Source organism: Sphingobium olei (assembly GCF_042678845.1).
Taxonomy (GTDB): domain Bacteria; phylum Pseudomonadota; class Alphaproteobacteria; order Sphingomonadales; family Sphingomonadaceae; genus Sphingobium; species Sphingobium olei.
On the sequence record NZ_JBHTLS010000112.1, the window covers coordinates 1 to 21,979 of the forward strand.

Annotated in this window: 26 protein-coding genes; 4 read left to right on the plus strand and 22 right to left on the minus strand. The window is 62.5% G+C overall.

From position 1 onward, the window contains the following. Nucleotides 1-76: 76 nt before the first annotated feature. The 3 genes from ACFQ24_RS07805 to ACFQ24_RS07815 all read right to left on the minus strand — a co-directional run bounded on the left by ACFQ24_RS07805 (nt 77) and on the right by ACFQ24_RS07815 (nt 2,529). Nucleotides 77-358 (minus strand): poly-beta-hydroxybutyrate polymerase N-terminal domain-containing protein, encoded by a 282-nt coding sequence (locus ACFQ24_RS07805; RefSeq protein ID WP_380910299.1) that lies wholly within the window; start codon nt 356-358, stop codon nt 77-79. A 481-nt stretch (nt 359-839) separates the two neighbouring features. Continuing rightward, nucleotides 840-1,445: a DedA family protein gene (locus ACFQ24_RS07810; protein WP_380910256.1), complete on the minus strand. Its 606-nt coding sequence runs from the start codon at nt 1,443-1,445 to the stop codon at nt 840-842. 37 nt (nt 1,446-1,482) lie between these two features. Next, nucleotides 1,483-2,529, minus strand: coding sequence for a sodium:calcium antiporter (locus tag ACFQ24_RS07815; RefSeq protein ID WP_025290523.1), 1,047 nt, complete (start codon nt 2,527-2,529; stop codon nt 1,483-1,485). Nucleotides 2,530-2,883: 354 nt separating this feature from the next. On the opposite strand from ACFQ24_RS07815, the gene ACFQ24_RS07820 reads away from it, so the two are divergent. Next, nucleotides 2,884-5,349 (plus strand): NAD-dependent epimerase/dehydratase family protein, encoded by a 2,466-nt coding sequence (locus ACFQ24_RS07820; RefSeq protein WP_380910259.1) that lies wholly within the window; start codon nt 2,884-2,886, stop codon nt 5,347-5,349. A gap of 21 nt (nt 5,350-5,370) precedes the next feature. Here the strand turns inward: ACFQ24_RS07820 and ACFQ24_RS07825 are convergent, their stop codons facing one another. Further along, nucleotides 5,371-5,514 carry a hypothetical protein gene (locus tag ACFQ24_RS07825; RefSeq protein WP_158013863.1) on the minus strand — a complete coding sequence of 48 codons (144 nt, stop codon included), beginning with the start codon at nt 5,512-5,514 and terminating at the stop codon, nt 5,371-5,373. 73 nt (nt 5,515-5,587) lie between these two features. Continuing rightward, nucleotides 5,588-5,854 carry a DUF2171 domain-containing protein gene (locus ACFQ24_RS07830; RefSeq protein WP_025290525.1) on the minus strand — a complete coding sequence of 89 codons (267 nt, stop codon included), beginning with the start codon at nt 5,852-5,854 and terminating at the stop codon, nt 5,588-5,590. A gap of 227 nt (nt 5,855-6,081) precedes the next feature. On the opposite strand from ACFQ24_RS07830, the gene ACFQ24_RS07835 reads away from it, so the two are divergent. After that, complete coding sequence (locus ACFQ24_RS07835; protein WP_380910261.1) at nt 6,082-6,660, plus strand: retropepsin-like aspartic protease family protein; 579 nt, start codon at nt 6,082-6,084, stop codon at nt 6,658-6,660. 67 nt (nt 6,661-6,727) lie between these two features. Here ACFQ24_RS07835 and ACFQ24_RS07840 read toward each other — a convergent pair whose 3' ends face one another. Then, nucleotides 6,728-7,570: an inositol monophosphatase family protein gene (locus ACFQ24_RS07840; protein WP_380910263.1), complete on the minus strand. Its 843-nt coding sequence runs from the start codon at nt 7,568-7,570 to the stop codon at nt 6,728-6,730. Continuing rightward, nucleotides 7,567-8,439 carry a diacylglycerol/lipid kinase family protein gene (locus tag ACFQ24_RS07845; protein WP_380910265.1) on the minus strand — a complete coding sequence of 291 codons (873 nt, stop codon included), beginning with the start codon at nt 8,437-8,439 and terminating at the stop codon, nt 7,567-7,569. Before ACFQ24_RS07845 ends, ACFQ24_RS07840 begins: the two co-directional genes overlap by 4 nt. A gap of 208 nt (nt 8,440-8,647) precedes the next feature. On the opposite strand from ACFQ24_RS07845, the gene ACFQ24_RS07850 reads away from it, so the two are divergent. Further along, nucleotides 8,648-9,271: a class I SAM-dependent methyltransferase gene (locus ACFQ24_RS07850; RefSeq protein WP_380910266.1), complete on the plus strand. Its 624-nt coding sequence runs from the start codon at nt 8,648-8,650 to the stop codon at nt 9,269-9,271. A gap of 3 nt (nt 9,272-9,274) precedes the next feature. On the opposite strand, the gene ACFQ24_RS07855 is transcribed toward ACFQ24_RS07850, so the two are convergent. The 7 genes from ACFQ24_RS07855 to ACFQ24_RS07885 all read right to left on the minus strand — a co-directional run bounded on the left by ACFQ24_RS07855 (nt 9,275) and on the right by ACFQ24_RS07885 (nt 15,526). Beyond that, the gene (locus tag ACFQ24_RS07855) at nt 9,275-9,649 is read right to left on the minus strand and encodes a hypothetical protein (RefSeq protein WP_380910268.1); all 375 of its coding nucleotides are present in this window, start codon (nt 9,647-9,649) and stop codon (nt 9,275-9,277) included. After that, nucleotides 9,606-10,490 carry a molybdopterin molybdotransferase MoeA gene (locus ACFQ24_RS07860; protein WP_380910270.1) on the minus strand — a complete coding sequence of 295 codons (885 nt, stop codon included), beginning with the start codon at nt 10,488-10,490 and terminating at the stop codon, nt 9,606-9,608. Before ACFQ24_RS07860 ends, ACFQ24_RS07855 begins: the two co-directional genes overlap by 44 nt. Next, nucleotides 10,483-11,022 carry a molybdenum cofactor guanylyltransferase gene (locus ACFQ24_RS07865; protein WP_380910272.1) on the minus strand — a complete coding sequence of 180 codons (540 nt, stop codon included), beginning with the start codon at nt 11,020-11,022 and terminating at the stop codon, nt 10,483-10,485. The genes ACFQ24_RS07860 and ACFQ24_RS07865 overlap by 8 nt, the downstream gene beginning before the upstream one ends. Then, entirely contained in the window at nt 11,019-11,813 is a 795-nt protein-coding gene (fdhD, locus tag ACFQ24_RS07870) for a formate dehydrogenase accessory sulfurtransferase FdhD (protein WP_380910274.1), read from the minus strand. The genes ACFQ24_RS07865 and fdhD overlap by 4 nt, the downstream gene beginning before the upstream one ends. Before the next feature lie 154 nt (nt 11,814-11,967). Then, entirely contained in the window at nt 11,968-12,279 is a 312-nt protein-coding gene (locus ACFQ24_RS07875; RefSeq protein ID WP_380910276.1) for a hypothetical protein, read from the minus strand. Beyond that, a complete protein-coding gene (gene ctaD / locus ACFQ24_RS07880; RefSeq protein ID WP_380910278.1) occupies nt 12,276-14,768 on the minus strand; it encodes a cytochrome c oxidase subunit I in 2,493 nt (830 codons plus the stop codon). The genes ACFQ24_RS07875 and ctaD overlap by 4 nt, the downstream gene beginning before the upstream one ends. Beyond that, nucleotides 14,765-15,526, minus strand: a complete 762-nt coding sequence (locus ACFQ24_RS07885; protein WP_380910280.1) for a cytochrome c oxidase subunit II — start codon at nt 15,524-15,526, stop codon at nt 14,765-14,767. Before ACFQ24_RS07885 ends, ctaD begins: the two co-directional genes overlap by 4 nt. Nucleotides 15,527-15,553: 27 nt before the next feature. On the opposite strand from ACFQ24_RS07885, the gene ACFQ24_RS07890 reads away from it, so the two are divergent. After that, on the plus strand, nt 15,554-15,985 hold the full coding sequence (locus ACFQ24_RS07890; RefSeq protein ID WP_380910282.1) for a DUF2231 domain-containing protein: 432 nt from the start codon (nt 15,554-15,556) through the stop codon (nt 15,983-15,985). Here the strand turns inward: ACFQ24_RS07890 and ACFQ24_RS07895 are convergent. From ACFQ24_RS07895 to ACFQ24_RS07930, 8 genes are all read right to left on the minus strand, one after another. Beyond that, entirely contained in the window at nt 15,952-16,449 is a 498-nt protein-coding gene (locus tag ACFQ24_RS07895; RefSeq protein ID WP_380910284.1) for a CopD family protein, read from the minus strand. The genes ACFQ24_RS07890 and ACFQ24_RS07895 overlap by 34 nt on opposite strands. Next, on the minus strand, nt 16,446-17,147 hold the full coding sequence (locus ACFQ24_RS07900) for a cytochrome c oxidase assembly protein (protein ID WP_025290537.1): 702 nt from the start codon (nt 17,145-17,147) through the stop codon (nt 16,446-16,448). Before ACFQ24_RS07900 ends, ACFQ24_RS07895 begins: the two co-directional genes overlap by 4 nt. 16 nt (nt 17,148-17,163) lie before the next feature. Then, nucleotides 17,164-17,949, minus strand: a complete 786-nt coding sequence (locus ACFQ24_RS07905) for a formate/nitrite transporter family protein (protein ID WP_245648741.1) — start codon at nt 17,947-17,949, stop codon at nt 17,164-17,166. Nucleotides 17,950-17,951: 2 nt separating this feature from the next. Next, nucleotides 17,952-20,222, minus strand: a complete 2,271-nt coding sequence (locus ACFQ24_RS07910; RefSeq protein ID WP_380910286.1) for an FdhF/YdeP family oxidoreductase — start codon at nt 20,220-20,222, stop codon at nt 17,952-17,954. Between the two features lie 216 nt (nt 20,223-20,438). Further along, on the minus strand, nt 20,439-20,618 hold the full coding sequence (locus ACFQ24_RS07915; protein WP_025290541.1) for a hypothetical protein: 180 nt from the start codon (nt 20,616-20,618) through the stop codon (nt 20,439-20,441). 29 nt (nt 20,619-20,647) lie between these two features. Then, nucleotides 20,648-20,887, minus strand: coding sequence for a hypothetical protein (locus ACFQ24_RS07920; protein ID WP_025290542.1), 240 nt, complete (start codon nt 20,885-20,887; stop codon nt 20,648-20,650). Then, nucleotides 20,880-21,188 (minus strand): DUF3175 domain-containing protein, encoded by a 309-nt coding sequence (locus ACFQ24_RS07925; protein WP_025290543.1) that lies wholly within the window; start codon nt 21,186-21,188, stop codon nt 20,880-20,882. Before ACFQ24_RS07925 ends, ACFQ24_RS07920 begins: the two co-directional genes overlap by 8 nt. A 3-nt stretch (nt 21,189-21,191) precedes the next feature. Then, nucleotides 21,192-21,974 (minus strand): SDR family NAD(P)-dependent oxidoreductase, encoded by a 783-nt coding sequence (locus tag ACFQ24_RS07930; protein ID WP_025290544.1) that lies wholly within the window; start codon nt 21,972-21,974, stop codon nt 21,192-21,194. Nucleotides 21,975-21,979 lie beyond the last annotated feature (5 nt).

Sequence of the window (21,979 nt, forward strand, 5' to 3'; positions counted from 1 at the left end):
ATCGCTTCCATCGCCACCTTGGCCTTGAACTGCGCGCTGTAGCGCTTCCTCGTCGTCTTCATTCCCGTCCATTCCTTCAGGTCGGGATGAGCTTAACACCCTGTCCGAATTTCCGGGACCACCTCAGAGACTTGCCGGGCGAGAATGCGAAGTGGTGGCTCCAATTGGGCAGCGCCTTGTCGAGCCTCGTAGGGGCAAGGCCTGATTTCATCCGGGCAACTGCTGCCACCACTGTGCGGTGGAGAGACTCTGCGATCCTATCCAGGGGGCGGGCACGTGCATCAGGGCACCAGCGGCCATCTCGAGATTCGCTCCTCCAGAGTGATCCGCTAGTGCAGATGCAGCAGGGAAATCGCACTACGTAGATGTCCTCTCGCAAGGAGGACGGCTCGTATCCGGTGCCCCGGACCTTAGTAACTTCCCGGATATTTCCACTTCGGGCGCAGCGCTAGCAACGTCGGCGAAACTACCATTGGGAGGCTATGATGACGGATCGCAGACGTGCCGCGGTTGCCGGTCGGATCGAACAGAGTCGTATAAGGCTGCAGGTCGGTCTAGGTCTCTTCCTGAGCATATTGCTCGTTCAAGGCGTCGTCTCGATGACGCTGCCTGGCAAGCAGGGGACAGAGGTCGCCAACGTGCAAGACCGCTTTGCCGTGGCCGAGTTGTCGGCCCGTTGAGCCAAGCCAACCGCATCGCAAATCCCGCGCTCGCCAAGAAGGTGACGCCCGCCGAGGCCGCTGCGGCGCTCATCGGGCACAACTGTTGCTACGAGCGGCCTTTCCGGGTTCCGGCTATTCATAGGGCGCAGGCTTAGTAAATCGGGCAAAAGCTAGTCCCTAACCGGACCTGTCAGGTCTGAACCTTGCAACGCGCCAGAAATAAAATGCCAGCAGGCAGGCCATTATGATGCTGCTGGCCGGTCCCAGATAGCGATCCACCGCGTCAAAGCGTTCGCCGAGCGCATATCCCGCCAGGCCCAATGCACAGGTCCATAGCCCGGAACCGAGAATTGTCAGCGGGATGAAGCGAACGAGCGGCATCTCGAATATGCCGGCCGGGATCGAAATCAGCGTTCGCAACCCGGGGATGACGTGGGCGCTAGGGACGGCCCAGTTTCGATGCCGGCAGAACCAGTCTTCGAGACGGCTGATATCGTTCCCATCCAGGGTGAGCCAACGTCCATGTCGATCGGCCCAACGTCGGAGCCGTTCTTCGTTCACGATGCGAGCGACGCTATACCAGAATAGCGCACCTGCGACCGTGCCGGTCATTCCCGACAGCAAAACGCCAACGAGGCTGAGCTTTCCCTGGGCGGCGCTGTAGCCAGCCAAAGGCATGATAAGCTCCGACGGGATCGGCGGGAAGAGATTCTCGAGGAACATGAGCAAGCCTATGCCCAGATAGCCCATGGATTCGACGAGATCGGAGATCCAGTTCGTCACGATCGATGGCTGCCAAAACGCATTGTATTATGAATCCTCAGTCCTGTGCCGGCAGGCCGGCAAGCAATGCCAGGCCAAGCGCGAACGAGACGATCACCGCCGCGGAATCCAGACCCATTCTGAAAATCGTCCGGTCCCGATGTTCCAGGAGACCGACCATGAAGATACCGATGAGCACGGCGCCGAGCAGCGCCGAGAGGGTTTCGAATGGACCAAGCATATTCACCACCGGCTCGCCATCAAAGATCCAGTCACCAACCGGAAGCAGGGACAGATTGATGAAGTTGGTGCCGAGGATCTGGCCGAACGCCATTTCGGGCCGACCCAGCTTCAGCGCGGCGATCACGGTTACCAGTTCAGGCAGCGAGGTCGCTGTGCCAATCAGCGCAAATCCGACGATCGCGCTGGTCAGCCCGGCCTGCTGCGCGATCGCGTCTCCGGTCTGGGATAGCGCGTAGCCCGCGGCAAACAACAGCGCGCCATGGAAGGCAACGCGCGCCCACAGAATAGCGAGCGGGGCGGTGGACACCTCCTCTTTCCCCCTCTTTTCGGGGGCCCCTTCCTCCTTGAGCGCCCAGCTGGTGCGCTCGTCATGTCCGGCGGCCAGCCACAGAAAGGCAAGGCAGAGAATGCCGATAGTCAGGCCGCCGATGCCCAAAGGCCCCACAGCCATGTCGCCAAGAACGATAAGGCCGGCGATCGCGATCAGGATGATCATGCAGAGAGCGGCCATCATCATGGTCGATGGCTGGACAACGATCGATGTCACCGCCTTGCGGCCGACCAGGCCATCGGCAATCGCCAGCAGCAAAATGTTGATGGCGGCCGAGCCGAGAAGGTTGTTGACCGCGAGAGAGGGGTTGCCGATGCTCGAGGCGGTCGCGACGTTGGCCAGTTCGGGAAGAGAGGTGATGCCGCCGAGCAGAAGCATGCCGACAAAGACATGTTCGAGCCGTGTCCTCGCTGCGATCGCATCGAGCGCGCGGGTCAGCCGCCCGCCCGACACCCAGATCACCGCCCCTGCTGCGGCGAAGATCAGGACATTGACCCATATCGGGTAATCGGCGGCGTTTGAAAGCGGCATGGTAGGCAAACTGCCGCCTCCTCACGGCGTTCCCGCTTCGACGTTCTGCGCATGTCGCTTCGGGACGACTTTGCATCCCTGGTGCGGCGTCCGACCGCGAGACGGCGGGATAACATCTGCATCGCGGCGCGCCGAGATCGGTCAAGTTGTCGGGTACACGCCGGCACCGGCGCTGCGGTATCCACCGTGCGTTGGTGTGCGTTTCGGAACGCTTGGGGATTACGGACCGCGCCTGCCTCATGCCTCGACCTGGAAACTTCCGCGGCTGGAACGGTTACTACTCGTGGACAGGGAATGATTTTCCCCAGATGGCCGCCCGGGCCATCCGTTACACCCACCGCTTTGGGGATGCCGATGACCGACAAACCCGTTGTTCTGATCACCGGCGCTGCCGGGAATATCGGCCGTTCATTGGCCGGTGCGCTGCAGGATCGCTATCGGGTGGTCGGCCTCGACGTGACGAAGGGCGACACGAACTATCCCGTTATCGAAGTGGACCTGACCGACGAGAAAAGCGTCGTCGAGGCGCTCGAGCGGATCGGAACCGAGCACGGTCGCCAAATCGCCAGCGTCGTTCACCTAGCCGCCTTCTTCGACTTCAGCGGCGAGGACAAACCACAATATAAGTCCGTCAACGTCGAGGGCAGCCGCAATCTCATCCGCGGCCTGCAGCGCTTCAAGGTCGAACAGTTCGTCTATTCAGGCACGATGCTGGTGCATGAACCGTGCTCTCCAGGTGAGCGGATCGACGAGAGCCGCCCCATCGCGCCGGGCTGGGCCTATCCCCGTTCCAAGGCCGAAGCCGAGCAGGCGATCAGTGCTGCGCGGGGCGGCATACCGGTTGTCTTCCTGCACCTCGCCGGCGTCTACGACGAACGCACGTCCGTTCCGACCTTCGCCAACCAGGTCGCCCGGATCTATGAACGCGATTTCCAAAGCCATCTTTATTCCGGCGATACCGATGCCGGGCAGGCGATGATCCATCGCGAGGACATGATCGACGCCTTCGTCCGTACGATCGACCGTCGTGACCAGCTTGCCGGTGAGACCGTCATCCTGGTCGGCGAACCCGATGCGATCGGCTACGACGACCTGCAGGACCGCCTGGGTGCGCTCATCCATGGCAAGGACGAGTGGGCCACGCTGCGCGTGCCGTCCGCCGTCGCGGGAATCGGAGCGTGGGTTCAGGACAAAGCCGAGCCGGTTATCCCGGACGCGATCGACCAGGGCACGCGTCCGTTCATCCAGCCGTTCATGACAAGGATGGCGAGCGACCATTATGCGCTCGATATCAGCCGCGCTCGTGCGCTCCTCGGATGGGAACCCAGGCACCGCCTCGAAGACGAACTGCCCGCCATCGTCGCCGCGCTGAAGAACGACCCTGCCGCCTGGTACGAGGGCAACCGCATTCCGCCGCCCGCATTCGTCACCGAGGCCGAAGCGATCGGCGAGGACCCCGAGGCGTTGCGCGTGCGCCACGACGAGTGGCGCCGCAAGGCGAACGGCGACACGCGATGGGCGCATTTCGTCAATATCGCGCTCGGATGCTGGATCCTGGTCCAACCTGTGATCGTCGAAGTCGAGGAGCCGGCGCTTTTCTGGTCGGAGATCATATTCGGGACGGCGCTGATCGTCTTTTCCACCCTGTCCCTGTCCTGGCGCATGGCCTGGGCGCGCTGGGCATCCGCCGCGGTTGCCGCCGGCATCATGGCGATCCCCTTCCTGTTCTGGACGGCCAATCCGGCCGCATTCCTGTCCGACACGCTGGTCGGGGCGTTCGCTTTCGGCCTCGCGGTCGGCACGCGCCCCGAACCCGGAACCTCGATGGTCGCGGCGATGACCGGGCCGGATATCCCTCCGGGCTGGAGCTACAACCCTTCCGCCTGGACGCAACGGTTGCCGATCATCGTCCTTGCGCTGATCGGACTACTGGTCGCACGTTATCTGACGGCCTATCAGCTTGGTCATATCGAGAGCGTCTGGGAACCGTTCTTCCCCGGTCTTCCGGACGAACCGGAGAAAAACGGCACCGAGGCGGTGATCACCTCTTCGGTATCCGAAGCGTTTCCGATCCCCGACGCGGCGCTCGGCGGATATACCTATGCGCTCGAGATCGTTACCGGCATCGTCGGCGCTCGCGCGCGCTGGCGCACCATGCCATGGCTGGTATTCCTGTTCGGGCTTATGATCGCGCCGCTCGGTATTGTCTCGATCCTGTTCGTGATCATCCAGCCCATCGTCATCGGAACCTGGGCGACGCTGACATTGATCGGCGCTGCCGCCATGCTGATCCAGATCCCCTATTCGCTCGATGAGCTGCTTGCGACCGTCCAGTTCGTGCGGAGACGGACACGCGCCGGACGTCCGTGGCTGCGGGTCTTCCTGTTCGGCGACACCGACAGCGGCCAGCGCAAGCCACGGACCGATGAGTTCGAACGGGGCCCTGCCGAGGTGCTTCGCGAGATGTGGGCGGGCGGCGTCAATCTTCCCTGGAATCTCGCGCTCGCCGCCTTGCTGGCAACATCGCTCTTGTTCACGCGGCTGACGTTCGGGGCGGACGGGACGATGGCCCACTCGGATCACCTTGTCGGCTTTCTCGCGTTGACGGTGATCTCCCTGGCTGCCGCGGAAGTGGCGCGGCCGGTGCGCTACTGTCTCATTCCGCTTGGCGCATCAACGATGGTGACGCCGTTCCTGTTCGGCGCCGACGCCACGCACAGCGTCGCAAGCATCGTGGTCGGGGCTTTGCTCATCGCGCTCAGTTTACGGCGCGGCGAGATCAGGGAGCGCTATGGAAGCTGGGATCGCTGCATTGTCTGACCGGCGCGCACCTGGGCATCGTCAGCCTTGCTTTTGGCGAGCGCGCCGGCCCGCTTTCGGCTTGGGCTCGGTCACGGATCTGGGCGGCTTCCCTTGCTCTGCGGGCGGGCAGATCATCTCATTCTCCACCTCGCGATTCTGGGGTCTTTTCTTGAGGTCGCTCATTTCCATCTCCTGAAATGACGTTGACCGATCGCCAGAGGCGCCCATGCGCCCCTGGCCTCTCTTGCGGCTTCGGTCAGGACCGCTTGTCCGAAAGAGGTTCGCCGCCGTCCTCCTCTTCGAGTAGCACCGCGGCATCCCCCGCCGCCGACAGACGGACCTGGTTGCCTTCGACCGCAGCGACGAGACCGCCTGACAAATAATGGTGGTGATCGCTATGGGAGCCGCTGTCGGCCTTCGTCATCTTGATGCGATCCCCTTCCACCTTGTCGACCGTGCCGATGTGGACGCCGTCGGCACCGATGATTTCCATATGCTCCTTGATCTCACTCAGATCGGCCATGTCCGTTCTCCTGTCGCTCGGATGTCGTTTTACGATGAACGTGCGAGCCATCGGTTCGGCCACCATGGGCGCAACACTTCGGCGCAGAAATGGCTCTCGCCGTTTGGTCTCCTTGCACAATGGGATAGGCCGTTGCGGGATCGAATGCCTGCGGCTGCTGTTGATTGTCATATTGATCGCAGCCCGAGGTCAAAGTGCCGATCACGACCAACCCGGAATGGCAGCAAATGGCGCTCTATGCCGGCGGCGCCGCTCTCTTGCTGATCCTGCTTTTCAAACTTCCCTATGTCGGCCGGCTCTTGCGCTCACTTTTCTCCTTCGCATTGCTCGCCTTCTGCCTTTTCCTGCTCTTCAAGCAGGCTCCCTTCGATCCCAATCTCGCGCGCCTGACAGCCAGGCTCGGGCTCGACAGCCAGGACGTCGTCGGCGGTGAAGTGCGCATCCGCATGGCTCGCGATGGTCATTTCTGGGCGCAGGTATCGATCAACGGCCTCGAACGACGCATGCTGGTGGATAGCGGCGCGACGATCACCGCCCTCTCTCAGCCTACTGCGGAACTTGCCTCGGTGCCGCACGGCGTCGGACTGTTGCCGGTGATCCTGCGGACGGCGAATGGCGCGGTGCAGGCTGAGACCGGCACCGTCGAATGGCTTAGCCTCGGCAGCATCGAGGCGCGGAACCTGAAGGTCGTGATCTCGCCGGCGCTCGGCAATGTGGACGTGCTCGGCATGAACTTCCTGTCTCAGCTGGCGTCCTGGCGGGTTGAGAACCGGGTGCTGGTCCTCGTGCCAAGAAATCCAGCATAGAGCGCTCCGCAAATGAGGCTCGGCACCGCTTGGCGCCGCCGGCTGATATTCGCAGCGCCGTTCGTCCTCAGAGCGGCGACTGTTCACTGAAATGGTGAAGGGTGGACGGTTTCCCGAGCGCGATCGGCGCCGACCAGCGCCCCGGATCTGTGCCCGGTCCACCAAACCCCGAGAACGCCTTCCAGCTGCCGTCGCGATGTTCGATGAGATCCCCGCCGGCGGCGCGAACGAGCGCCAGGCCTCCCGCCACATCCCAGATGTTGGGACGCTCGAACCACGCCATCTCCAGGATCCCCGCTGCGACAAAGGCGCACTCGATGGCAGCGGACCCGGTCTTCCGCCCGTCCCAACCATGAGGCGCGCCGGCGCGGGCATGGGGCTCGCCGCCGAGCCGCCGCCGGATCGCGGGGTTGAGCGCGCTGTCGAGCGGTGCGCCGTTGAAGCGGAGAGGCTCCCCTGCCGCTGCGTGATAGACGCCAGGTTCCAGAGCATGGCTCGCGCTGCACCAGACCGCCCCGACGATTGGCTGGCCGCGATAGAGCACGCCCACCGAGGAGGCGAAGAGAGGGAAGCTGTTGATGAAGTTGGCGGTGCCGTCGATCGGATCGACGGCCCACAGAAAATCGTGACCAGGGCTTGGCCGGTGATCGATCTCCTCGCCGACGATGTCGTGTGTCGGAAAGGTTTCACCCAGGCGGCCGCGAATGAGCGCCTCTACACGGCCGTCAATCTCCGAGACCGGATCCTTGAGGTGCATCGGGTTCTCTTCGGTCCCCTTATACTTGATCCGCAACAGGCCGCCCAGTGCAGCGCGGATTTCAGCGCCGCCCAATTGCGCCAGTTCGACCGCAACGCTTTCGATGCGGGATAGCAATTCCGGCTCTGGCTGAAGAAAGCGATCCTGTGTCACACGAGTACCTTAGGCTTGAGAATCCTGACCGCCGGCACACGGATGCGGATGTCAACAGCCCCCGACAAATTCTCGTTGGGCGAGCGATCATCTAGACGAAACGGGCGGTCCTTGACGGTCATGCGGACTGTCGCCGCCGGCCTTGCCGGGATTGGACAGGGCTGGTCATCGGGCGTCACGGCCCAATGGAGGAGGCTGTCACGCTGATCCGGAGTGACGATCACAACGTCGAGCATACCGTCGCCAGGCAAGGCGTTTCGGGCAAGCGCGAGGCGGGAGCCAGCGTAGCCGATGTTCATCACCTCGACCATCAGACACTGGCCTTCCCACGACCACTCGTCCGCGTCGATGGCACAGTGGAAGGGATCGGCCCTCGCAAGCGCCTTTCGGAACGCCGCACGGCCATTGGCCTGCTTCTCCGCAGCTGAGGCCGGTTCCTCCTCCGCCTCGTCGACAGCGTCGGTCAGCACGCCCGACCCCAATGCTTCGACGAACCGCTTGCAACCCCAGGGCCCGTCAGCCTCGCATCGATCCAGCCATGTCCACTGGTCGATCGACCACCGCCCCGGCAGATCGCGCCAAGGTCCATCAACGCCCAGGGCATGGGCGATGTTGTTTGAACCGCCCAACGGAAGGATCGCGATCGGGCGATCGGCATTCTCGATCTCCGAGACGACATCGGCGACCGTGCCGTCACCACCCGCAGCGATGATGAAATCGACAGGGGCTTGCAGCGCGACCGCCAGATCTTCGTCGCCGTGAGCGCAATAGATCGTATCGATGCCCGCTGCCCCCAGCACCGCTTCGATCGCCTCTCGCGGATCGGGATCAGTGCCGGCATTGTCGTTATGGACGAGAAGCGCGCGCATGAGGTTCCTGCAGGTGGGGATGAGTACAAGTCCGGAAAGCCAAATGCGCCGATTTCGTTCCGGATACCTCTAGCGATCAACCAGCGCCGTGAACCCTGTGCCGCAATCAGTCCGCTTGGAGCGGGACCTCGTGCACTTTGCTGTCCGGCGAAACTTCATCCAGGGCTGCTCGTTTATCGGGAATGTCGACAATGAATGAGAGCAGTTGATGGCCACCTCTTTCGATATTTCTGATAAGGAGGGGACCTCGCGCAACCGTGATGGCGGGGGGCTCCAAGTCTCCATACGCGAATTTCTCCGCCGCCCCAATCTTGTCGGCTCAGCCTTTCCGGCATCGCGCTACTTGGTCAAAGCATTGCTGCAACCGGTCGACTGGATGAATGCGCGCGTCGTTGTCGAATTTGGGCCGGGCACCGGACCTTTGTCCCGAGCCCTCCTTGAAAGGATGCCGCGAGACAGCCGGTTGGTGGCCATCGACCTCAGCCGGCGATTCACCCGCCATCTGCGCCGAACCATTGAAGATTCTCGTTTGCTGGCGGTCCCCGCGCCCGCCGCGTCCGCCGACCTCATTCTGGAAAAGCATGGGCTTGGATCCGCCGATCTCATCGTCACCGGCATTCCATTTTCGACAATGTCCGCCGAGGAGGGCGCTCGCACTCTCGATACAAGTGCGCGGATCCTTCAGCGACGAGGGGCGCTCCTCGCCTATCAGATGCGCTCGACGATAGCTCCACTGCTCGCCGAGCGCTTCGGAGGCGTTGAAACCTCCTATGTTTGGCGGAATATTCCGCCCTGCCACATTTATCGCGCGGAACGCCCTCGCAAGGCTTGAATCCTATGATTTAAGGGAAAGCAGTTGCGAAAACAGCAGGGGCGCGCGTGTTTCATCGCCATCGACCCGTATCCAGCTATCAGCGGCTACTACCGACGACAGGATATGGGACCGCTGATCGCCCTCAAGCTCTATACCAAGAGCACCATAGTCATCATGGTGGGCACGACCCCGCAAGAATAATGTCGTTCCGGGACGGCGCGGTATTCGGGTTTTGATCGGGATGCCGGCTTCGATCGGAACGCGAAGCATTTCTCGCAGCAAAGCGCCAAAGAAGAAGCGGAATCCCACGGCGGCGGCGACAGGATTTCCCGGCAGGCCCAAAAATGGCCTGTTATCCGCTAGCGTCGCGAACAATATTGGTTTGCCGGGACGCATGGAGATGAATGGTCGCACCGAGTTTTTCGAGCGTGCCGGGGATCAGGTCAAAGTCGCCAGCAGACACACCACCTGTCGAAATGAGGATATCCGCATCCTGGTCGATCAGGCCCTTTTCAAGTTGATTCGCCTCATCGGCCGCATGGTGAGAAGAATGGTACGGCAATCCAATTTCACGCAGTGCTGCCATTAGCATGGGCCCGTTACTGTCGGGAATGCGCGCAGGATGATGATCCAGTGACGCCGCATCGGCCGCCAGTTCTGAACCAGTGGAGACGAGCCGCACCCGTGGCCAACGCCGGACCTCCACCTCGGGCACTCCCGCCGCCACCATCAACCCGATACCGGCGGGTGAGAGCAGCTTGCCCCGCGCCACCAATGGGGCTCCGGCAGGCACATCTTCGCCCGGCAGGCGGATATTGCTTCCCGCGGGCACCGGCGTGGTAAGCGATAGCCGGCGGCCGCCACCAACCATGGTGCTGACAGCCTTTTCTTCGATCAAGACTGAGTCCGCTCCGTCCGGAACGGGCGCGCCAGTCGCGATGCGTGCCGCCTCACCCGCGCGCAGACTTTCCGGCGATACGCCTGCCGCTCCGTATCGCTCGACAACCAGCATATGAACAGGATCGTCTGCCGAAGCTCTTAAGGTGAAATCGCTGGCCAGCGCGAAGCCGTCCATGGCCGATGCGCGGAATCTGGGGACTGGCAGTTGAGCCAGTGGAGGCGTAGCAACGACCCGGCCGGAAGCAGCGAAAGCCGGCACCATTTCTGTGGAAAGTTCGGGCGCGTGATCGCGCAGTATCCGCAAAGCCGTATCGACGTCGGGCCTTGCCCTACCCATGAGACCCCAGCGTCATCAAGTCCGTCGTTCGGTTGATGTTGGGAAGTTGCTCTCCCTCTAGCAGTTTGGGGGAGCCAGCGGCGATCAAGCCGGTCCATTCCCGCATGGAGCCGCGAATGTTGCCGGCTAAATGACGATCGAGCGTCGCAGCGAGCGCGCTCGGCCAAATTCCAATCACAGGATGCTCCTGAAGATAGGTCGGCTCATCGCACGCTTTCAGGCGCCGCAAAAGGCTGTCCGGCAGGGTCGGGACATCGCATGGGACACTCAAAACCCGATCGAGGCCGTGACACGTAGCGTAAGCCATGGCAGCATTAAGCCCACCCAGAGGGCCGCGGCCCGGTCCGGGAATATCGGGTGCCGATATCTCCTCGTTCCATTCCCGGCCGCATATGAGTACCGTATCGACGTGCGGCCGGAGCGTGCCAATCACATGGTCGATCAATGGACGGTTTTTCCAGGCTGCCAAAGCCTTGTCGCTGCCAAACCGCCGTGATTGACCGCCCGCCAGCACGGCTCCCAGCAGGGTCATCGGGCAAGAAGCGCCGCGTCCGGGCGGACCAGTGAAATCAGCGGTAGCCCAGCCTCGGCGGCCCGAGCGATGGCAAGATCTGTCGGCGCGGAGATGGTGGCCAGTAGCGGACAATTGGCAAGTGCCGCCTTTTCCACCAACTCATAGGAACAGCGCGAACTGAGCAGTGCGAATCCTCCGGACCAATCCATCTGCCTGCGCGCCATGGCGCCGATGAGTTTGTCGAACGCATTGTGCCGACCGACGTCTTCGCACACCAACCTGATCGTGCCTTCATGATCGCACAGTGCGACCGCGTGGACCGCCCCGGTGAGATGGTTCAACGGCTGGAGATCGCGCAAGCTGGCGATAGCGGTGAAAACCGCCCGGTGCGAACCGGCGAAGCTGTTATGAACTTTCGGCAACGGACGCATTGCTTGCTCGAGATTTTCAATCCCGCACAAACCACACGAGCTTTCCGATGCGCGGTGCCTGACACGATCATGCACGCGGCTTGCCAAATGCGCGGACAAGGTGAGGCGTATGATCCATCCGATGGCGCTGTGATAGACATAGATGTCGATGATGTCGCTGGCATTGTCCGCCAATCGCTCGCTCAGGGCAAAACCGGTGGCGAGATCTTCGAGTTCGGCCGGTGTCGCCATCAAAACTGCGTAGCCGATGCCGTTGACTTCAATGGCAACGGGGCTCTCCACAGCGATAGGGCGATCGCTCGGGGCGCCTTCGTCCGACGGGAACAACCGCTCGAACCTCTGACCGATCGAAACGGAACTGGAGAGGTCGTCCCCCACGTCAGGAACATAAGGTGATGATGGCAGTCGGTCCCTCATTCCAGGGATGCGCCTCTGCTTATAGAGGAACGACGACGAATATTCTTTTTCCGTATATAAAATGGCCGTCCCAAATAAAGCGCGAATGGTACCATTCGTTCCGGAAGGAAATTGCTCACAGGCAGGCGGATACCAAAGCAATGGGTGCACCGGTGATGAATGTTCCGGCGAAACCCGCACCTGCCGATGCTACAGCCAGGTGCCTTTCGAAACCAACCAGCGTTTTCCAGGTCCACCAGATCGTCCCGATGCCGGCGCCCAGGGCCAGGAACCAGACTGTTCCCAGCACCCAGATGAACAGGTTCGCTTTGCCTGGCCACATGCTTTTCCAGCCACTGGCGCATCCCAGACCGTGGAGGGCATAGAGAAGCGAAAAACCCGCTGCCCAGACGATCAGTCCGGCGCTGGCCCGTGCCAGAAGCTTCACCGCGCGACCCCCGGGACAAAAAGGCAGGCAAGGACGATCAGCGTCGTCATACCGGCAAAATCGCCAAACAGCCGCGCCAGCGACAGTTCCAGCACACGCGCGGCCGAGACATAGCGAGCGGCGATTCGCGCGCGGGCGAACGCGGCGCACAGGCCCGCGAGAACGGCATGGATCGCGCCATAGGCCAACAGCGCCCAGGCGATTGCCGCATAGGCATGGCTGTCAGGAGACGGCAGCGATGTGATCCCGATCACGATCATCCCCGCGACCGCGGATGCCTGGGCAATCGCTGCAAGCAAAGCCGCCAGACCAGCCGAAGACAGTTCATCCGTCCTCGCCTTACGTTCTGCTCTGCGTGCCAGCAGTAGACCAGTCATGGCCGCGAGTGCCGTCACGATCCCGATAGCGTGCCCATCGTTGATAATCTGCGGCGGCGGCCAGCCTGGGGCAACGACCCATAGAAAAGCGTAGCCAAAGAGCAGTGATGCCAACAGAACCCCATCGGCGACCAGAAGGAAGATACTGCCCCACCAGCCCGGCGCTCCGGCCGCCTCGCGGTGGATCGGCGCGGTCTTTCCGCATCCGATCGAGACCACGCCGACATCCTCGCGCGCGCCCAGCTTCCATGCCCAGCACCAGCCCAGAGCGACGACCCCGGCAAAAGGTACGAGCGTGAGCCAGTAATATCCAAACAGCACGGATAGGAAAAAGCCGCCCGTCACGGCTGCGGTAACGATGGGAAGGCGGGTGTTGCCCGGCAGAATCACGACATGGTCGATCGCCCCGCTAACAGAGTCGACCGCCATGGTCTCACGCCAGCCGTGCCGCGCCTCGGCCAGATAGCCCTCTCCGCGCGCCAGATGAAGCGCGAGCCCCGGATCGATGACGAGCGGCTCGCGGTCGGTGACGTGCGGTTGACTGGCGATGTTATAGGTCGGTGCCGGGATAGGCATTGCCCATTCCAGCGTGCCGGCGCGCCATGGATTGCGCCGGGAGCGGCGGGAGAGGAAAATCTGCAAGCCGACGTCCAGCGCAAACAGCGCGAAACCGAAAGCCATGATGAAGCTGCCGACCGACGACAGCAGGTTGAGCGCGGTCCAGCCCATCTCCGCCGGATAGGTATAGATGCGGCGCGGCATGCCGAGCAGCCCGGTAAGGTGCATCATGAAGAACGTCAGATTGAAACCGATGAGGATCAGCCAGAATGCGGCCTCGCCGAGGCGCGGGACGCGCGACCGGCCGGTGAAATGTGGCAGCCAGTAATAGGCGCCCGCCAGCATCGGAAAAATGAACCCGCCCACCAGGACATAATGCAGATGCGCGACGACGAAATGGCTGTCATGGGCCTGCGCATCGAAGGGGACCATCGCCAGCATCACGCCGGTCAGCCCACCGAGCACGAACACGAGGAAGAAGCCGACGAGGTAGAGCATCGGCAGCTTGAGTTCCGGCCGGCCGTTCCACAACGTCCCGATCCAGGCGAAGATCTGCAACGCGGTCGGCACCGCAACCAGCGCGGAGGCGGCCGAGAAAAATCCCAGCGCCAAGTGCGGAATGCCGGTGGTGAACATGTGATGCACCCACAGCCCGAAGCTGAGAAACGCGAGCGCCAGCAGCGCGGCGACGATCCAGCCATAGCCAAGGATGCCGGTGCGGGCCATGACGGGGAGCACGGTGGAAACCACCCCGGCGGCCGGCAGAAAGATGATGTACACCTCTGGATGTCCGAACAGCCAGAAGAGATGCTGCCACAAGAGCGGGCTTCCCCCCCGGGATGGATCGAAGAACGGCCAGCCGAACGCCCGCTCCACCTCCAGCAGGATCGATCCCAGGATCAGCGGCGGAAAGGCGACGATCATCATCAGCGCGGTGATGAGCAGATACCAGGCGAACAGCGGCATCGTGTCCAGCCGCATGCCCGGCGCGCGGATTTTGAGGATCGAGACGCTGATCTCGATCGCCGCGGCTATGGCCGAAATCTCTACGAAGGTGATGCCGAGCAGCCAGACATCGGCGTTGATCCCGGGTGTATAGGCTTTCGACGACAGCGGCGTGTACATGAACCAGCCGCCGTCAGGTGCCACACCGAGCGCCAGCGCCGCGATCAGGATCGTGCCGCCGAACAGATAGCACCACCAGCCATAGGCGGAGAGCCGGGGAAATGCCATGTCGCGGCTGCCGAGCATCTTGGGTAGCAGATAGAGCGCCAGCCCCTCGAACATGGGGATCGCAAACAGGAACATCATGATGCTGCCGTGCATCGTGAAAAGCTGATTGTAGACAGCAGGACCGACAAAGGCGCTGTCCGGCGTGGCCAGCTGCGCCCGGATCAGCATCGCGAGCACGCCGCCGATCGCGAAGAAGGCAAAGGCAGCCAGGATGAAGCGCTTGCCGATGTCCGAATGGTTGACCGATACCAGCGTCCCGCGCCAACCCTTGGGCGCGCGCCAGATCGCGGTAAGCGCCAGATGACGACGCAGCGCGGTCATTGGCCAGCGCCTTGCCGGAAAGCTGCCCAGCCTGCGGCGTCATGCGCGATGACGCGGAAGCGGTGACTCGCGTGATCGAGTCCGCAGAACTCGGCGCATTGTCCCTCATACAGTCCCGGCCTGTCGGCCACGATCCGCAGCACGTTCACCTGGCCGGGGATGGCATCCATCTTGCCACCGAGGCGTGGCACCCAGAAGCTGTGGATCACGTCGGCAGAGACCAGATGGACATCTACGGGCCGGCCGACGGGAATGTGGAGCGTCCCGCGTGTGAGGATCGGCGTGCTCGCGCCGGGTTGGCGGAATGTCCATTGCCATTGCTGTCCCGTCGCATGGACGACGACGAGGTCGGGTGCGGCACGGGGCAAAGAGCGGTTGCCGAGCACGAGCGCATAACCGAGAAGCGCCGCAAGGACGGCGCCGGGCATGGCCACCCCCAGCCAGCCAAGCCAGATCGCGTCACCGCCCTTCCCGCCAGGCCCGCGCCGGCGGAACGACAGCGCCAACAGCGCCAACACCAGGATCGTGAGGGCGGCAGCACCCGCCAGCATCACCCACCACAAGGTGGCGACACCGGATGCGCCCGGCCCGTGCGCATCGAGCGTGGACATTGGCGAAGCGCAGCCGCCCACGATCAGGGCTGGCCCTATCCGGCAAAGCCGGTGCATGATGCGCCAATGGTCTTGAACAACGATGATGCCGCCGATCCCCTTGAAACGGATGGCCCACTTGTCGATCCGATCGCGGATCAGCCGCATTTCCATCGCACCGAATCGAAGATCGCGGTGGCCGGACACCCGATCCACGCCATGCTCGTGGCCTTTCCCGTGGCGCTGGCGATTAGCACCCTCGGGGCCGACGGCTTCTACTGGTGGACCGGCGACCTGTTCTGGGCGCGGGCGGCGCTGTGGGCTGGCGGCATGGCCTTTCTGCTCGGCGTACTTGCCGGGATATCCGGTACCGTAGAGTTGCTGCTCGTCTCCGGTATCCGCGCGCGGGCTGCAAGCTGGACCCATTTCGTCATCGCCGTCATGCTGCTCTCCGTGCTTGGGGCGAATTGGGGCTATCGCCTGACGACTGGCTTTGAGGAAGCGGTGCTGCCCTGGGGGCTGCTGCTGTCGGCCTTTGCGGCAGCCTTCACCGCGATCACCGGTTGGCATGGCGGCAAGCTGGTGTTCGACTATCAATTAGGCACCTCGTCCACCGGCAAGGGCTGATCCTGCGGCTGGAGAAGCCATTCGGGAACTAGCTGCTCGTCAATCAGCGGTTTGCCCAGTACCAGCAACAGAATGACGATCGCCGATAGCGCCGCTGCGATAAGGGGGGTGAACGGCCAACCGCGTGGCGGATCATAGCTGCCCTGGCGTTCCCCGGCGAGCAGGGTGACGTGCCCGATCCACGCATGAAGCAGGACGAGCGCTCCCACGCCGACCAGCTTCGCGAACATCCACGGCACGAATACGCCGCGCATGAAGAGAAGCGCAGTGCCCGCCGCGATCGCGAAGACGGCCGCCGGCGTTACAAGTCCGATATAGGCATGGTGCGTCAGTATCCGCAGCCGACCATATTCCTCCTGATCGTGACTGGCATAATGGCGTGCCAGCAGCAGCGGTAGACCCACTAGCCCCGCGGACCAGATGCACAGGGCCGCAAGGTGCAGGAATTTTACCGCGGTAATCATGACGTCGCTGCGATGGAGGCCCAGCCGCGCTTGGCTATGATCGCCAGAACGAGCGCATAGGGGATGACGCCGGGCACCCACATGATGAGACCGGCCAGTTGCTGGTCGGTCAGCGGTGACATGCCCCACGCCAGCGTCGTTCCGGCATGGGTAGCGTAAAGCGCGGTCGGCGCGAAAGTGAGCAGTGCGCCCAGCATTCCCATCTGGGCCATCGCAGTGATCGTCATGAGACTGGAGGAAACGGACGGAGCCGCGAACAGACAGCGCCAGAACCAGATGGCGGAGACAAGCAGGCTCAACTGCATGACCCAGTAGACCAATGTGTCCATCAACGCCCGATCGTACAGAGCCGGGAGGTGCCACAGCCACAACAAGGCGGTAGCCGAAACGAATGCGCAACCCAGCGCGCCGGATCGGCGGGCAGGAAAGGCCAGCGCGATAAGAGGAGCGGCCACCGCGACGATCAGGATATGATGCAGTGCCCGGGCTGAGAATAGCGCCACGCTTATGGCGCACAATGGCGACACGAACACTATCGCCAAAACGGCCACGCCGGCCAGTGCGGGCCTAGGCCGGGCTGTGCGTCCGATCAGTACGATTGCCATCGCCAGGCCGGCGAGCAGCACCGGGTCCGTGTTCCAGGCATTCATCGCTTCGGCGGGAAGGGGCGCAGGGCCGCAATAGCTGGTCACTTGCATGCCCCCATCGCTTGAATCACCCGGCTTCGCTCAGAGCGTCATGACCATAGGCGAGCCCAAGAGCCAGTATGGCGCCACCCACGATATTTCCCGCCGTGCTGATGGCCAGATTGGCCACACCACCCGCAATGGCGACTGCGGACCCTGCTTCGGCAAGCCAGCCGAGGGGGAGGATCGACATATTGGCGACCGAATGCTCAAGCCCGGCCGCGACAAAGACCGTCACCGGGCCGACGATCGCGAGGATCTTGGCCGGAATCGTCTGCGCGCCCATCGCCATCCATACCGCCAGGCAAACGAGGATGTTGGCGAGGATGGCTGACGAGAATACGCTGGCCGCTGGCTTCGCTAGCTTGGATTGAACAAGTGCGATCGCAGCATCGCCCACGCCATCTGTCAGCCCTCCTGCAGCGGCAAATAGCAGTGCGATCATACCACTGCCTATCAGATTACCGGTCCAGACGACTGCCCACGCCTTGGCGAGCCGGCCGAATCCAAGATCACCGGTAATGGCCGGAAGCACCTGCATGGTGTTGCCGGTAAACAGCTCTGCTCCAACGATCATGACCATGATCAGGCCAACGGAAAACGCCGCCCCTGAAGCAATGTTCACCAAACCGGTATCAGCCATGGCCGCTTGCGATACGAGCGCGGCGATTGAACCCATCGCGATGAACGCACCAGCGAAGATAGCGAGGATCATCAGGCGCGAAACGGCCTGCTGAGCCTTGGTCGCCAGGGTGGAGGACGCCGCCTGAGCGATCGCCTTGCCGACAGGATCTTCGAAGGATTGCTCCGCCAAGTTCAGCCCACCTTCTCGATGCGGACAGGCACGGCCTTGCTGGCCGGAGTTTTGGAGTTCCTGTCGTGGTGGGCAAGGGCGATCAGCGGATTAAGTTCCGGGTAGTAGCCCACGATTGTGCCAGCCGGCAGATCGAATGGCACGATCTCCAGATCGTCGATGCGGCGAAGATGCTGGTCGCCGGCGTCGCCCACCAGCGACACGCGCTGCCCGGCCGCCAGTCCCGCCCGCTCGATGTCGACAGGGCTGATCAGGATGACATCCCGCTTGCCTTCGATTCCTCGCATGCGGTCGCTATACCCATAGATGGTGGTGTTGAACTGGTCGTTCGAGCGCACGGTGACGAGGCGATAGCGGCCATCGGCGTCGGCGACATCGGTGGCTGCCAGCATCTCAGGAGCGGTGAACTCCGCCTTGCCGCTTTCCGTTTTCCAGATCCGTTCGCGTGCATCGTTGCCCCGATAGAATCCGCCCGGCTCGAACATCCGCGCGTTCATGTCGTGAAACTGCTCGTGATAGGTCTCGGCGATCAGATCGCGCACGAGGCCATAGTCGTCCGTCCACTCGTCCCAGCGTAGCTTGGGATTTGCAGACAGGGTTGTCTTTGCGATGCCAGCCACGATCGCCAGTTCCGATTTCAGATGCTCGCTGGCCGGCTGGCGATGGCCAAGCGAGCCGTGAATGTGGCTGAAGCTGTCTTCGACTGTCACTGTCTGAGGACCACCAGCCTGCATGTCTTCCTCGCTTCGGCCCAAGCAAGGCAGGAGATAGGCGGTGCGCCCGTTGAACAGATGTGAGCGGTTGAGTTTCGTCGCGATCTGCACTGTCAGATCAAGCTGCTCCCATGCTGGTTCGATCCGGCCCTGGTCGGGAATGGCACGCAGGAAATTGCCGCCCAGACCGATGAAAGCGCGGACCGATCCGTCGAGTACGCCTTCACAGACCCTGACCGTCGTCATGCCCTCGTCGCGCGGCGGATCGAAATCGAACTGCTCGGCGAGCTTGTCTAGTGGAACGAGCTCGGGTTTCTCGGAGATGCCAACTGTACGTTGACCCTGAACGTTGGAGTGGCCGCGCACCGGGCAAATACCGGCTCCCGGCCGTCCGATATGCCCACGCATCAGCAGCAAGTTGAGCAACATCGCGATATTTTCGAACCCGTGGACATGCTGGGTCAGGCCCATGCCATAGACGCCGATCACGCGGTCCGCCTCGACATAGACCCGTCCGGCTTCCTCGATATCGGCGCGACTGAGCCCCGATTCCTGTTCGATCCGCTCCCAAGACGTCGCTTCCGCCTTTGCGCGGAAGGCATCATAGCCGGTGCAATGCGCTGCGATGAAATCATGATCGATCACCGTTCCGCCGCGCTGTTCATCCGCAGCCAGAACATATTTGCATAGCCCCATGATCGCGGCGATGTCGCCGCCCGCCCTGACCTGCAAATATTGACAACTGATCTGTGTGTTACGCCCGGTCAGCATCTGGCCGGGCCGTTGGGGGTTGGTGAATTCAAGCAATCCCTTCTCGCGGATGGGGTTGAACGTCACAACCTTGCATCCACGCTCCACCGCTTTCTGCAGCGGATGGAGGAAACGTGGACTGTTCGTTCCCGTATTCTGGCCGAAGAAGAAGATGGCATCGCATTGCTCGAAATCGTCGAGCACGCAGGTGCCGACCGGCGACCCGATCAGTTTGTTGAGCGTGACCGACGTCGTTTCGTGGCACATGTTGGAACTGTCGGGCAGATTGTTGTGCCCATAGAGGCGGGAGAACAGCGCATAGAGATAGGAGGTTTCAAGGCTCGCCCGCCCCGACGCATAGAAAACAGCGGATTTGGGCTCTATAGCCTTCAGTCCCGCGCCTATCGCCGAGAATGCCTCCTCCCAACTGCACGGCACATAACGGTCGCTCGCCTGGTCGAAACGCAGAGGATGGGTCAAACGCCCCTGCTGCTCGAGATCATGGTCGCTCCATTTTCGCAGCTCGGTGACGCTGTGTTCGGCGAAGAAGTCCGGCGTGCAGCATCGCGTCGTCAGTTCCCACAAGGTCGCCTTGGCGCCGTTCTCGCAGAATTCGAAGGCATGGGGATGCTTCGGTTTGCCCCAGGCGCAGCTGGTGCACATGAAACCACCGGTCTTGTTCTGTGTTCGAAGCGTCGCTAAAGCGCCCGGCGAGGACATTTCACGGGCCATCGTTTGGACGATGCCGCGGAGGGATCCCCAACCACCGGAAGTTCCCTCGTATTCGGTGGGCTTAGTATCATCCGTCATCGCAGGCTCTGTCCTCCTACATGCCCCCCCTTCCGTAAGTCTCCCTGCGGTCGATCGGTTGCGCCGTCACATAATGTAACAGTACGGACAAACGATCGAACCAACCCTTAGTGACGAATTAACGCACTTTCGTCGGTGATCGGCGCGCCGCCATCTTTCTCTTCGAGCAGCACCGCCGCCGGTCGGTCGTGCTTCACTCCTTCATATGACATTTCATCACTGCTGCTCGGGATAATCTTCCGGCTTGACCGTGCCGACCACCGGGCGATCCTCCACTTTCTCCTGCGGCTGTCCACCACCAGTGCGGTCATCGCCTTCCGCGGCGTCGGGCCGTGCATCGCCCAATGGCCCGCGCGGCATCTCATCAGGGTTCTTCTTGTCTTGTTGATTATCCATTGTCGCCTCCATCGGTTGGCGTGCGCCCTTCAGCGCCGGCCGGCGCCTTCACGGCCCGCTCTGGAATCCTCTTCCTCGCCCTCGCGAGTCATCGTCTGCGGGTCGTAATCATCGGGAATGCTCCCGCCGCTCAGCGGGTCGCGCTTCGGCTCCCGGTCGAGCGTGTCGCTCGGCCGCCGCGCGGCACCCTCGGGCTGGTTCTCGGTCGAGATATTGGGATTGCGCACCGTCTCGGTGGGGACGTCGCGCACCGTGCGGTCATCATTCATGGGCCTTCTCCTTATGTGCATCTTTCGGTGCCTTGCCGAATGCCTTGCGCAGCTCATCCTTGGCGCTCTCCAGCACCTGTCGCTGGCCCTCGCCGAGATTGTCACCCGCGCGGTTGATGTAGAAGTTGAGCATGCCCATTGCCGATTGGAGCGGCGTACCCTTGCGACGCTTGCTGTGCTCAGCCGAGCGCTTGAGCGAGGCCGCGATCTTCGCGGCGTCGTCCTGTTTGAACACGCCATCCTCGAGATCGAGCGCGTCCGAATGCTCGGTCACGTCCTGCGACCATTTTTCCCCGGGCATGGCTCAATCCTTCCCGCTGCCGGGTTCGGCCATGCCGCGATGCATTTGCGCGAGCGTCGATTGCGGCACGACGCCCGATGCGGCGACCTGAAGCTTGTTGGAAAGGCCCGAAACGATATGCCCTTTGCCGGAGAGCATCGCCTTCCAGCCGTCGCGCGCCACCTTGGCGGGATCGGCCTTGTCCCGCTGGCCGACATCGGTATCTAGCATGCCCGCGCGCTCGAAAAACTCGGTCTCCGTCGCCCCCGGCATCAGCGTGGTGAGGGTGACCCCGTCGACATCCTTGATCTCGTTGCGCAGCGCCTCGGTGAAATTGTCGACGAACGCCTTGGTTGCGTTGTAGACCGCGTTGAAGCTGCCCGGGATGTAGCCGGCGATCGATCCGGTCACGAGGATCTTGCCGGCGTTGCGGGCGACCATGTCCGTCAGCACTTTCTGCAGCAGATAGATGGTGCCGGTGATGTTGGTATCGATGGAATGGCGCCAATGCGCCACCTCCTGCTCCAAAAAGGGGCCGCCGGTGCCGACGCCGGCATTGGCGCAAAGCACGTCGACCTGGCGGCCCTCGGTCGCGGTGAGGAGCCGGTCGACGCCTTCGAATGTCGCAAGATCGGCCTGGACCGATCGGACATCGACGCCGTGATCCTTGAAATCCTGCGCCGCGGCTTCGATCAGCGGCTCATCGGCGACGACGAGCAGATCATAGCCGTCCTCCGCGACAACATGCGCAAGTTCGAAGCCGATGCCGGTCGAGGCTCCCGTGATGATCGCGAATTTATCGGCCATGCCCA